This window comes from Sphingomonas endophytica (assembly GCF_001476895.1).
GTDB lineage: Bacteria > Pseudomonadota > Alphaproteobacteria > Sphingomonadales > Sphingomonadaceae > Sphingomonas > Sphingomonas endophytica_A.
The window spans coordinates 18,642-29,941 of the sequence record NZ_LDTB01000024.1; the positions used below are offsets into that span (position 1 = coordinate 18,642).

General features: G+C 68.2%; 10 protein-coding genes and 1 pseudogene. 7 read left to right on the forward strand and 4 right to left on the reverse strand.

The features are described 5' to 3' along the window. Positions 1–26 precede the first annotated feature (26 nt). Positions 27–2,321 (reverse strand): glycine--tRNA ligase subunit beta, encoded by a 2,295-nt coding sequence (gene glyS / locus NS334_RS08300; protein ID WP_058755504.1) that lies wholly within the window; start codon positions 2,319–2,321, stop codon positions 27–29. Between the two features lie 232 nt (positions 2,322–2,553). Further along, positions 2,554–3,393 (reverse strand): glycine--tRNA ligase subunit alpha, encoded by an 840-nt coding sequence (locus NS334_RS08305; RefSeq protein ID WP_058755514.1) that lies wholly within the window; start codon positions 3,391–3,393, stop codon positions 2,554–2,556. A gap of 130 nt (positions 3,394–3,523) precedes the next feature. Between NS334_RS08305 and NS334_RS08310 the strand changes: the two genes are divergently transcribed. The 3 genes from NS334_RS08310 (at position 3,524) to pth (ending at position 5,958) form a co-directional block, all read left to right on the forward strand. After that, positions 3,524–4,411 carry a TraB/GumN family protein gene (locus NS334_RS08310; RefSeq protein WP_241491865.1) on the forward strand — a complete coding sequence of 296 codons (888 nt, stop codon included), beginning with the start codon at positions 3,524–3,526 and terminating at the stop codon, positions 4,409–4,411. A gap of 277 nt (positions 4,412–4,688) precedes the next feature. Next, on the forward strand, positions 4,689–5,297 hold the full coding sequence (locus NS334_RS08315) for a 50S ribosomal protein L25/general stress protein Ctc (RefSeq protein ID WP_058755506.1): 609 nt from the start codon (positions 4,689–4,691) through the stop codon (positions 5,295–5,297). Between the two features lie 94 nt (positions 5,298–5,391). Further along, a complete protein-coding gene (gene pth, locus NS334_RS08320; protein WP_058755507.1) occupies positions 5,392–5,958 on the forward strand; it encodes an aminoacyl-tRNA hydrolase in 567 nt (188 codons plus the stop codon). Between the two features lie 4 nt (positions 5,959–5,962). Here pth and NS334_RS08325 read toward each other — a convergent pair whose 3' ends face one another. Together NS334_RS08325 and NS334_RS08330 are read right to left on the reverse strand one after the other, a co-directional pair. Then, on the reverse strand, positions 5,963–6,694 hold the full coding sequence (locus NS334_RS08325) for a TorF family putative porin (protein WP_058755508.1): 732 nt from the start codon (positions 6,692–6,694) through the stop codon (positions 5,963–5,965). Beyond that, positions 6,695–7,129, reverse strand: coding sequence for a hypothetical protein (locus NS334_RS08330; protein ID WP_058755509.1), 435 nt, complete (start codon positions 7,127–7,129; stop codon positions 6,695–6,697). A 170-nt stretch (positions 7,130–7,299) separates the two neighbouring features. Here NS334_RS08330 and NS334_RS08335 point away from each other — a divergent pair, with 170 nt between their 5' ends. The 4 genes and pseudogenes from NS334_RS08335 to NS334_RS08350 form a co-directional block, all read left to right on the forward strand. Continuing rightward, a complete protein-coding gene (locus tag NS334_RS08335; RefSeq protein WP_058755510.1) occupies positions 7,300–7,749 on the forward strand; it encodes a DUF2721 domain-containing protein in 450 nt (149 codons plus the stop codon). 57 nt (positions 7,750–7,806) lie between these two features. Next, positions 7,807–9,723: a methyl-accepting chemotaxis protein gene (locus NS334_RS08340; protein WP_083500339.1), complete on the forward strand. Its 1,917-nt coding sequence runs from the start codon at positions 7,807–7,809 to the stop codon at positions 9,721–9,723. Positions 9,724–9,807: 84 nt separating this feature from the next. Then, positions 9,808–10,896: a DNA polymerase IV gene (gene dinB / locus NS334_RS08345; RefSeq protein ID WP_275044679.1), complete on the forward strand. Its 1,089-nt coding sequence runs from the start codon at positions 9,808–9,810 to the stop codon at positions 10,894–10,896. A 12-nt stretch (positions 10,897–10,908) separates the two neighbouring features. Beyond that, a pseudogene (locus tag NS334_RS08350) lies at positions 10,909–11,300 on the forward strand (shikimate 5-dehydrogenase); the annotation flags it as partial.

Genomic DNA, 11,300 nt, shown 5'->3' on the forward strand with positions numbered 1-11,300 from the left:
GCGAATGTTGAGACGCCGAGGGGGTATCAGCCCTCGATTCTCGAGAAGTCGGCGACATTGTGCACCGCGGCGCGAACGCGCGCCAGCAGGTTCAACCGCGCTTCTCGCTTCTGCGGATCGTTATCATTGACGGTAACGCTATCAAAGAACGCGTCGATCGGCGCGCGGAGCGTCGCGAGCGCGGCCATCGCGCCCTCGAAGTCCTCGCGCGCGACCGCGTCGGCGGCGGCAGGCTCGGCGGCATCGAGTGCGGCGATGAGGGCAGCTTCGTCCTTTTCGGGCGTGTAGGACAGCCCGCCGTCGTTCCCGCGCAGGCGGGAACCGCTGTCTGCTTCCTCGGGCGATGCCGCCTGATCGCCAGAGACATGGGCCCCTGCCTGCGCAGGGGCGACGGTGATGCCTTCCTTCTTCAGGATGTTGGCGGCACGCTTGTAGCCGGCGAGCAGGTTCGCACCGTCGTCGGTGGTGACAAACGACTGGAGCGCGCGGACGCGGGCGAGCAGGCGGACGAGGTCGTCCTCGCCGCCGAGCGCGAATACCGCGTCGATCAGATCGTGGCGGACGCCTGCTTCGCGTTGCTGGACCTTGAGGCGGTCGGCAAAGAAGTTGATCAGCCTCTCATTAGCCATAGACCCAAGTCGCTCAACAAGTTCGGCATCTTCACCGACTGTTGCCTTCTCGATCATTTTGGCCGCAAGGGCATTGATCTCACCGCGTGACATCGGCTCGCCGGCATTTGCGCGAGCAGCAACAAGCGCGTTAATGGCGTCGCCCAGGTCATTTCCTACCACAACGCCCGCGACAGAGCTAATGCTTTTGGCAAGCGGCTGGGTTAGACACACTCGAAGACCGTTAACTTGTATAAGCTCAATAACACCAAGGGCAGCGCGCCTAAGAGCATAGGGATCTTTCGACCCAGTAGGTGGCATGCCAACAAAGAAGAACGAGCCAAGCGTCTCCAACTTATCCGCCAAGGACACCGCCACTGTCACCGGCGCAGTTGGCACGTCATCACCCTGCCCGACTGGCTTATAGTGATCGCGGATCGCGTTCGTGACGGCTTCGTCCTCGCCCTGCGCGGCGGCGTAGTAGCCGCCCATCAGGCCCTGCAATTCAGGGAACTCGCCGACCATGCCGGTGACGAGGTCGGCCTTCGCCAACTTTGCGGCGCGGTAGGCCTTGTCGGCTAGGTCAGGTGTGCCGACCACGCCTGCATCGACCAACCACATTGCCAAGCTGGCGACGCGTTCGACCTTATCGGCGACGGTGCCGAGCTTTTCGTGGAAGACGATGCGGTCGAGTTTCTTCGCCTGTTCCTCCAGCGGCACCTTCAGGTCGGTGTCGTAGAAGAAGCGCGCGTCGCTGAGGCGGGCGGCGAGGACCTTGCGGTTGCCCTCGACGATCTTCGCGCCGCCGTCGTGCGCGATGATGTTAGCGGTACAAATGAACGCGTTGGCGAGCTTTCCGCCCGCGTCGCGGCAGACGAAATATTTCTGGTTCACCCGCGCGGTCAGCTGGATGACCTCGGGCGGGACCGACAGGAAGTCGGCATCGAATCGGCCGAGCAGCGGCACCGGCCATTCGGTCAGCCCGGCATTTTCGGCGACGAGCCCTTCGTCCTCGACCAGTTCCAGCCCGGCCTCGGCGGCGAGTGCGGTCGCGCGGTCGCGGATGATCGCGGCGCGTTCGTCCTGATCGACGATGACGTGGCAGGCGCGCAGCTTCTCAACGTAATCCGCCGCCGAGCCGATCGTGACCGCGCCCGGATGGTGGAAGCGGTGGCCGAGCGTCGCGGCACCGCTGTCGATCCCGGCGATCGAGACGGGCACGACCTGCTCGCCGAACAGCGCGACGACGCCTTGCAGCGGGCGAACCCAGCGCAGGCTTTCGGTCGAGAGCGAGGCGGCGCCCCAGCGCATCGACTTCGGCCAGGGGAAGGCGCGGATGACGGCGGGGATCGCCTCCGCCAGCACGTCGGCGGTGGCGCGGCCGGGCTTTTCGGTGACGGCGTAGAGCACGCCGTCACGCTCGGTCAGTTGCTCGCGAGTCAGGCCGGTCTTGCGGAGGAACCCCTCCAGCGCCTGCGGCGGGGCGGAGGCGCGCGGGCCTTTGACTTCCTCAGCTACCGCCTCGGTCGCGTCCGGCAGGTCGCGCAGGATCAGCGTCAGGCGGCGCGGGGTCGCGTAGGTGACGGCGGCCCCGGCGGCGAGGCCCGCCTTGGTCAGTTCGGCGGCGAACAGGCGGGCGAGATCCTCGCGCGCCCTGGCCTGCATCCGCGCGGGGATTTCCTCGGAGCGGAGTTCGAGAAGGAAGTCGGTCATGCTGCTGCCTGATGGGGGTCACGCGAAGGCGCGAAGACGCGAAGAAGAATAAGAAGGTGGGTTCGCGCGGAGCACGCTGAGGACGCAGAGGTGTTGCGCTCCGCCGCGCTAGCGGCTCTCCATTCCTCGGCATGGATGAGAGAAGGTGCGCTATCGCGCACGATCCATCTCCGCGTTCTTCGCGTGCTCTGCGCGAACCACCTCTTCGCGGCGTCGCGGGGTTGCGTGCCGATCACGCCGCCCACCCGTTCTTTTCCATATACGCCTCGCACGACGCCTTCGCGAGGTCGCGGACGCGGCCCATGTAGGCCTGCCGCTCCGCGACCGAGATCACGCCGCGCGCCTGCAACAGGTTGAAGGTGTGGCTGGCCTTGATCGCCTGTTCATAGGCGGGGATCGGCAGCTTCTTGGCGAGGCTGCGCTCGCATTCGGCGGTCGCCTTCCTGAACAGGTCGAACAGCGCGTCGGTGTCGGCGACCTCGAAGTTCCACGTCGACATCTGCCGCTCGTTTTCGAGGAATACGTCGCCGTACGACACGCCCGCATCGTTGAATGCGAGGTCGTACACGTTGTCGACGTTCTGGATATACATCGCGAGGCGTTCGAGGCCGTAGGTCAGCTCGCCCGCGACCGGCTTCATGTCGAAGCCGCCCATCTGCTGGAAGTAGGTGAATTGCGTCACCTCCATCCCGTCGCACCAGACCTCCCAGCCCAGCCCCCAGGCGCCGAGCGTCGGGCTTTCCCAATCGTCCTCGACGAAGCGGATGTCGTGGAGGCCCATGTCGACGCCGATCGCCGCCAGGCTGCCGAGATACAGTTCCTGCAGGTCGGGCGGGCTGGGCTTCAGGATCACCTGATACTGGTAATAATGCTGGAGCCGGTTGGGGTTCTCGCCATAGCGGCCATCGGTCGGGCGGCGGCACGGCTGCACATAGGCCGCGTTCCACGTATCCGGGCCGAGCGCGCGGAGCGTGGTGGCGGGGTGGAACGTGCCCGCCCCCATTTCCATGTCGTACGGCTGAAGGATCGCACAGCCGCGCTCCGACCAATATTGGTGGAGGCGCAGGATCATCGCCTGGAAGCTGAGCGGGCGGGGAGCGCTGATGTCGGTCACGCGCGTCCTCTGGCGTAACGATGGGGCGGAATCAAGCGAGCCGCCCCACCCCTTCCCCGCGCCGCGCGCGGCTTCTATGGGGGGCGACATGAAGATCGCCGCCACCGCGCTCGCGCTGCTGCTCGCCCTTCCCGCCTGTGCGCAGCAGGCCCCCGCGTCCGCGAAGGGCGATGCCGACCCGGCCTTGTGGGTGGTCAAGGACCGCGACACGACCATCTATCTGTTCGGGACGATCCACGTCCTGAAGCCCGGGCTGAGCTGGTTCGACGAGGCGGTGAAGACCGCGTTCGACCGGTCGCAGACACTGGTGCTGGAGATGGTCGAGCCGGACGCCGCCACGCAGCAGAAGGTCGTCGCCGCGACCGCGTTCAACCCGGGTGGCACGCCGCTGACCGCGCAATTGTCCCCCAATTACCGCGCCGCCTTTGCAAGGGCGATGGACGAGGGACATGTCCCGGCCGAAGCGTACAATCTGATGCGCCCGTGGTTCGCGGCGGTCACGCTGTCGCTGCTGCCCGTACAGAAGCTGGGCTACGATCCGGCGAACGGGCCGGAGAAGGTGCTGACCGCCGCGGCGAAGAAGAGCGGCAAGAAGATCGTCGGGCTGGAGACGTTCGAGGGGCAGCTCCATATCTTCGACACGCTGCCGCAGCCCGCGCAGGTGCAACTGCTGGAAAGCACGATCGACGAACTGCCCAAGGTCGATGCGACCTTCCGCGCGCTGGTCGATGCCTGGGCGGCGGGCAAGCCGGAGGGCGTGGCGAAGGAGATGAACGACTCGCTGAAGGATTCGCCCGAGGTGACGAAGGCGCTGCTCACCGATCGCAACAAGCGCTGGGCGGCGTGGATCGCGGAACGGATGAAGCGGCCGGGCACGGTGTTCATCGCGGTCGGCGCCGGGCATCTGGCGGGCACCGGCAGCGTGCAGGACCAGCTGGGGGCGTATCGGCTGAAGGCGGTGCGGGTGAAATATTGAGATATTTCCGTCACCCCTGCGTAGGCAGGGGTCCATGGCTGCTGCCTCATCGACCGACACTGACACATGCCGGATCGGCCATGTGTCGGCGTCATGCCGACAATCGACAGCGATAGACCCGCACCTTCGCAGGGGAGACGGACATGGCGCAGGCGCGACGCGAGCGACCGGCGCCTTGCTTTTCCGGCGCCATCCCGCTAAGCGCGCCGGCTTCCGGTCATGGTCATCCCTGGAGGCGTGGCCGGGAAAACATAACATCGTTTTCGGAGCATTTGAGATGAGCGACACCATTACGCTCGCAGCCGAGACGCGCGACCGGGTTGGCAAGGGAGCCTCCCGTGCACTGCGTCGTGACGGCCGCGTCCCCGCCGTGATCTACGGCCAGAACAAGGAACCGACCTCGATCCATCTCGAGGAGAAGGCGCTCGTCAAGGCGCTGATGACCGGCCACTTCATGACCTCGGTCATCATGGTCGACGGGCAGCGCACGCTGGCCAAGGACGTCGCGTTCCACCCGGTCACCGACCGCCCGACGCACGTCGATTTCCTGCGGATCGCCGAGCATGAGGCCGTGACGGTCGCGGTGCCGGTCGTGGTCGTCGGCGAAGAGCTGTCGCCGGGCATCAAGAAGGGCGGCGTGCTGACGCTGGCCGCGCACGAGCTGGAGCTGACCGTCGACGCCGCCGACATCCCCACCGAGGTGCAGGTGTCGGTCGAGGGCAAGGAGATCGGCGACGTGATCCACCTGTCGGACGTCAAGCTGCCCAAGGGCGCGACCGTCACGACCGACGATGCGGACCTGACCATCGCCTCGATCACCGCGCCGACCGCGGTGCTGGACGAGGAAGCGGGCGAGGCCACGGACGCGGAAACGCAGGGCGAGTGATCGCCGCTCCGCGCGGGAGCGCGGGGTACCGGATGTTCGGGGGCAGGGCAGCGGCGACGCTCCCCTGCCCCTTCGCTTATGAGGAACGGACGCGATGCAGCTATGGGTGGGGCTCGGCAATCCGGGCGCGCAATATGCGATGCACCGCCACAATGTCGGCTTCATGGCGCTGGACGCGATCGCCGCCGTCCACGGCTTCGGCGCGACCGCCAAGAAATTCCAGGGCTGGCTGCAGGAAGGGCGGATCGGGCGCGAGAAGGTGCTGCTGCTGAAGCCCGCGACGTTCATGAACGAGAGCGGCCGCTCGGTCGGCGAGGCGTTGCGCTTCTACAAGCTGGGCGTCGAGGCACTGACCGTGTTTCACGACGAACTCGACCTGGCCCCGATGAAGGTCAAGGTGAAGCAGGGCGGCGGGACGGCCGGGCATAACGGGCTGCGCTCGATCGACCAGCATCTGGGACCGGACTTCCGCCGGGTGCGGATCGGGATCGGTCATCCGGGCCACAAGGATCGTGTGACCGGCCATGTGCTGGGCAATTACGCCAAGAGCGAGATCGAACCGCTCAGTGACCTGCTCGGCGCGCTGGCGGCGGAGGCGGAGTGGCTGGCGGCAGGCGACGACGTACGGTTCATGAACGACGTCGCGCTGCGGCTGGGATAAGGCGTCAGATCCCGAGCGAGATGCGCGCGGCCAGCCGGTCGCCGGCATGGTTCCGCACCGCGAACGGCGACGGATCGGGACGGTTCGCGATATCGGTGCCGGTATATTCGAGCCCGATCGTCAGCGGTCCCGTGATGTGCTGCACACCCAGCGACCAGTCGTGATAGGTGCCGCCGGGGCGCAGCCGCGCCGCGCGGACGGCATCGTCGACACTGCCCGATGAGCGGCCGGCGCTGGCCGTCACCGTCCACGGTGTCGCGGGGATGCCGACGCGACCACGCACGCCCAGATACAGGTTGTCGCCGCCGATCGCCGATTGCGAGGGGGCGTAGCGCGCCTCGACCCCGGCCTCCGCCGGGCCGAGCGAGTAGCTCAGCCCCGCGCCGAGTTCGCCATAATCCATGTGCCCGCGTGCGCCGGTGAACAGATGCGCGGTCGCGAAGCCGTCGAGACGGAAGCCCCCGACGTTGGACGAATAGCCGAGCGTCGGTTCGACCACCCCGTCCGCGCCGCCGTGACGGGGGTCGCCGCGCGTCGCGAGGGCGCGCGCGCCGAGGTCGAACCCGCCGGGCAGGTCGATGCGCGCATAAGCGGACGGCGCGGCCTTGCCGTCGCTCCAGCTCAGGCCGCGGCGGCGCTCGTCCGTCGCCAGTTCGACGCCGGCCTGCACCTGCGCCACCGCGGGCAGTGCCGCCACGCCCGAGAGCGCGGCGGCGATGATGATGGCGATCCGCACTCAGCTACGCGACGTGTCGTGCGCGGCGTCGAGTTCGGCGACCAGCGCGTCCTGATCGCGCGCGGCGACGGCCAAAAGATGATCGCGCACCCGCCCGCTCTTCGCGGCGACATCCTGCGCGATCGCGTCGCCCTGGGTCGCGCACCAGCCCGGTCGACTGCCGGTCAGCGGTGCCTCCGAACTGATCGTGCGCGCGACGACATGGCCTGCGGCGTGGCGTGCCTCGCGATGGACATTGACCGAGGCGGTCCAGGCGCAGCGCAACGCACTGGGACGACCCGGCGCACCGACGGCCCCGACCTGCTTGTGCGTCACGTCGACATCGCTTCGGTAGGTCACATCGACGCGCTGCCCGCGATGGTCGAGCTGGACGCGATGCGGCTCTGCGGCGACGGGGGAACCGAGCATCAGCCCGGCGACGATCGATACGATCATGGCTGTTCTCCTTGCGGTGTCCCGGACCATGCTGCCCGGTGACATCTGATGAGATATCTACGCCTTGCCGCCCCGCAATGATCCGTTCGCCCCTGTAACAATTTGTCACCGTCGTCGATCGTTTCCGCAATGGTTGTTCTGCGCCGCGCGACGCGTCACAACGGCGCATCATGCCCTATTCACCTGCCCTTCCGACCATCGCCGAAGCGATCCAGGCGTCGCTCAGTCCCGTCTTCGTACTGACCGGCATCGGCGCGTTGCTGAACGTCCTGACCGGGCGGCTGTCACGCGTTATCGACCGCGTTCGCGTGCTGGAGGAACGCCACGGACAGATCGACGAGATCGAACGCCAGCGACTGGTGTGGGAGCTGCGACGGCTGGCGAAACGCATGAGCGTCATCAACGCCGCCTTGTTCCTGGCGGTGGCCAGCGCAGTGGCGACCTGCATCGTCGTCGCGCTGCTGTTCCTGGGCGCGCTGACCCGCAGCCATATCGGCCATTATGTCGCGTTCAGCTTCATCACCTCCATGTCGCTGCTCATCACGGCCTTCATCGCCTTCATGATCGAGGTGCGGCTGTCCAGTCGAGCGATCAGGGTTCGCGACGAGCTGTTGCGCTGACAACGCGATCAAGAGCTTAACCGGACGTCAAGCAAGCGCCCGTAGAGCGGTGGGCGCATGTTTCGCTCCCCCCGCCTCGCCGGCCTCCGCACCCTGCTTCGCGCCTTGCCGGCGATCGATGGCGGCGGAACGCGCGCGATGCTCCGCCTGCTGGTGGGCTTGGTCGTAATCGCACTGCTGACAGGGTCGCTGATCGTCGCCTCGCTGATCCAGCAGCTCGACAACGATTCCGCCGCACTGGTCCGCAACAAGGCGCGCGGGACGATCCAGCACGAGCTGGAGAGCGTCGCCGAGGCGGTGTTCGCGCCCTCGCGGTGGGATGCCGCGACCGACCACATCTACGGCGCGTTCGATCGCGGCTGGGTGAGCACCAATCTCGTCGGCGGCGGGTCGCCGACGATGGTCGTCGACCATCGCGGCGACACGTTGTTCGCGGTCGACGGGAATCTTCGTCCGCTACCATCGCTGGCGAAGCTGACCAGCCCGGCGATCGCGCGCGAACTGGTGTCCGAGGCGCCCGCCACCGTCGATGCGGCGCGGCGGATGCTCCACGCCAAGGCGATGATCGTCCGCCTGGGCGGGCAGCCGGCGGTCATCGCGGCGATGCCGGTCACGCCCGCCTCCCGCGACAAGCGCTCGCCGCCCGGCCCGCCACGCCTGCTGGTCGGTGCGCTGCTGCTCGACGCCGACAAGCTCGCCAGTCTGGCAAGGACCTTCAATCTGCAGGGACTCCACTGGACGCGCCCCGGCGAAGTCTTCGACCCCGTGCATAGCGTGGCGATCCTGGACGCGCATCGCCGGCCGGTCGGGGTGCTGGCCTGGAACCCGATCCGTCCCGGCGCGCGCGCGCTGTCGAAGACGAAGCCGGTGATTCTGCTGGGCATCGGATTGTTCATCCTGCTCGCCGCCGCGCTGGTGCTGCGCGTGCTGCGGGCGGGCACGCGGATGGAGAGCGCGCTGGCCGCCGCCGCCAGCGCCGCCGAGGCGCGCGAAGCGGCGATGCGCGACGTCCGCGCCGCGCTGGCCGAAGCCGATCGCGCCCGGCTGGATGCGGAAAACGCGCGCGCCGCCGCCGTTGAGCAGGCGCGCCACCGCGCCGATACCGACGCGCGCCACCGCCAGCAGCTGCGCGACGCCGCCCATGCGACCGCGCGCCAGCTCGAAGGATCAATGGGCAGCCTCGTCGCGCGCCTGCTCGACGCCGCGCGCGCGCTGGACGGCAGCGCGGATCGCACGCTGGGCACCATCCACCAGCAGCAGCAGGAGGCGGAGATCGCACGCGACCGGTGCCGCGCCAGCACCAGTGCGATGTTGGGAATGCTGACGACGATCGGCGACATGGCGGGCACCGCCACCCGGATCGGAGACGAGGCACGCCGCGCCGCCCAGCTCGCTCTGGACGCATCGCAGCATTCCGCCGCCGCGCGGGCCGCGAACGAAACGCTGGAACGCAGCGTGACAGAAATCGATTCCGCCACGCAACGGATCAGCGCCCTGACCGGCCAGACCAACCTGCTCGCCCTCAACGCCACGATCGAATCGGCGCGCGCGGGCGAGGCCGGGCGCGGGTTCGCGGTGGTCGCGCAAGAGGTTCGGAGCCTGGCGACGCAGACCGCGCATACCACCGGCGACATTGCGGTACGGGTCAACGGCATCAAGGACGCGACCACCTCCGCGGTCGCGCGCGTCGCGGCGCTGCACGACGCGATCACGACGCTCGACCGATCGGCGCGCGAAACCGTCGACATGGTCGCACATCAGGAGCAGGCCGGCCGCGACATGGCGCGGGCGATCGAGGCGATCGACATCGGGGCGACGACGATCGGCGAAGCGGTGGACGCCATCGCCGCGTCGCTGTCGGGCACGACCGACGCCGCGCTGCTGACCCGCAAGATCGGCGGAGAGGTGCGCGAACGCGCCGAGACGTTGCAGGCCGAATGCGGGCGCATCATCGCGACCTTGCGCGCCGCCTGACCGCAAAAATTCCCGTTTCGTTCTCATTGCCGCTGGCGTCGTGTGCGCCGCTCGGGTATCCGGACGTCACGGAACCCCTTGGCATTGCAACGGGATCGAGTGTCGGACCACCGCAAGATCATCCATGTCGACATGGACGCCTTCTATGCGTCGGTCGAACAGCGCGATGCGCCGGAGCTGCGCGGGCGGCCGGTCGCGGTCGGCGGATCGCGAGCGCGCGGAGTGGTCGCGGCGGCCAGCTATGAGGCACGCGAGTTCGGGGTGCGAAGCGCCATGCCCTCGGTCGTGGCGCTGCGGCGCTGCCCGTCGCTGGTGTTCGTCCCGCCCCGCTTCGACGTCTATCGGACGGTCAGCCGGCAGATCCACGCGATCTTCGCCGATTATGCCGACGCGATCGAGCCGCTGTCGCTCGACGAGGCGTATCTGGACGTGACGCAGGATCGCCGTGCGCTGGGGTCGGCCAGCGCGATCGCGGCGGAGATCCGCGCGCGGATCAAGGCCGATACCGGGCTGACCGCCTCCGCCGGGGTCAGCTACAACAAGTTCATCGCCAAGCTGGCGTCGGACCAGAACAAGCCCGATGGCCTGTGCGTGATCCCGCCCGCCAAGGGCGCAGCGTTCGTCGCCGCCCTGCCGGTCAAGCGCTTCCATGGCATCGGCCCCGTCACCGCCGAGAAGATGGCGCGGCTCGACATCCACACCGGGGCCGATCTGCGCGACCGGCCGATCGAATTCCTGCGCGCGCATTTCGGCAGCTATGCCGACTATCTCTACGGCGCGGCACGCGGGGTGGACGAGCGCCCGGTGCGCGCCGAACGCCGCGCCAAGTCGGTGGGGGCGGAGCGTACCTTCGACACGAACCTGACCGACCCGGCGGCGATCGACGCCGCGCTGGCCGGGGTCGCAGACGCGGCGTGGGTGCGGATCGAGCGCGGCAACGTGCGCGGACGGACCGCGACGCTGAAGGTGCGGCGCGCGGATTTCCAGACGTTGACCCGCGCGCGATCCGTCACCGGCACGATCGACAGCCGCGCGGCGCTGCTCGACCTCGGGCGCGGGCTGCTGGCGCCGCTGCTGCCGATGCCGGGGGGCATCCGGCTGCTCGGCTTGACCCTGTCGGGCATCCTGCGCGACGGAGAGGTGGAACAGCCCGCACTGCCGCTTTTGATCTGAAGGAGTTGGCCCATGAAGCCGCCGATCGGCCCCACCACCCGCCTGTGCATGTCGCTGGCCGCGCGTCCCGGCACCTTCGGGTCGCGGTTCCACAATCACCTGTATGACGCGCTCGGCCTGGATTACCTCTACAAGGCGTTCAGCACGCGCGATCTGGCCGGCGCGGTCGCGGGCATCCGCGCGCTCGACATCCGGGGCTGCGCGGTGTCGATGCCGTTCAAGGAAGCGGTGATCCCGATGCTTGATGGCCTGCGCGATTCGGCGGCGGCGATCGACAGCGTCAACACGATCGTCAACGACGATGGCGTCCTGCTGGGCTACAATACCGATTACAGCGCGGTGCGCGACCTGATCGAGCCGTTGCCGCGCAGCAGGAACGGGGCGCGCGGCAACGGCTCGATCAG